This is a genomic window from Streptomyces sp. SA15 (assembly GCF_002291145.1).
Lineage (GTDB): Bacteria > Actinomycetota > Actinomycetes > Streptomycetales > Streptomycetaceae > Streptomyces.
In genome coordinates this window covers 1-955 of the sequence record NZ_NTGE01000019.1, presented here as the reverse complement: position 1 = coordinate 955, position 955 = coordinate 1, and the positions used below count along the sequence as shown (strand labels likewise).

Here is a 955-nt window from a genome sequence, read left to right as displayed (position 1 = left end):
TCTGCGGGCCCTGGTGGAGGCGCTCCGGCGCGGCGACGGCCCGCCCCAGCGCAAGCCGCGCAGCGGCCCGCCCGGGGACGCCGACGATTTCGAGTTGCTCGCCGCCGACCTGGCCCGCGCCCACGACGGCGCCGTCACCGCCGTCGTCCAGGCCGCCCAGCTCTCCAGCCAGGCGGGCAGTGAACAGAAGCTGGAGGTCTTCCTCAACCTCGCCCGGCGGCTGCAGTCGCTCGTGCACCGGGAGATCTCCATCCTCGACGAGCTGGAGAACGAGATCGAGGACCCCGATCTGCTCAAGGGCCTCTTCCACGTCGACCACCTCGCCACCCGCATCCGCCGCCACGCCGAGAACCTCGCGGTGCTCGGCGGTGCCGTCTCGCGCCGGCAGTGGAGCAACCCGGTGTCCATGACCGAGGTGCTGCGCTCGGCCATCGCCGAGGTCGAGCAGTACTCCCGGGTCAAGCTGGTGCCGCCGATCGACGGCGAACTGCGCGGCCACGCCGTCGCCGACGTGATCCACCTGCTGGCCGAACTCGTCGAGAACGCCACGGTGTACTCCGCCCCGCACACCCAAGTACTGCTGCGGGCCAACCTCGTCACCTCGGGGCTCGCCGTCGAGGTGGAGGACCGCGGGCTCGGCATGCCCGTCGACGAGCAGCACCGGATGAACGCCCTGCTCGCCGACCCGGACCAGGTCAACGTGGCCAGCCTGCTGGCGGACGGCCGCATCGGGCTGTTCGTGGTCTCGCAACTCGCCAAGCGGCACGGCATCCACGTCCGCCTGCAGACCAACATCTACGGCGGTGTCCAGGCCGTGCTCGTCGTGCCGCAGGCGCTGCTGGGTACGGTGCCGGGCGCCCCCGGAGCCGTACCGCAGCCGCCGGACACCACGGCGGGGCCGGCCGGTCCGGCCGTGGCGCCGCAGCAGCGTCCGCAGCCCGGAACCGAGGCGGGA

Annotated in this window: 1 protein-coding gene; it reads left to right on the top strand. The window is 72.9% G+C overall.

Going from position 1 to position 955, the window contains the following annotated elements:
• The coding region (locus CLM62_RS03420) for an ATP-binding protein (protein ID WP_257003642.1) at positions 1-955 on the top strand (955 nt) is incomplete at both ends.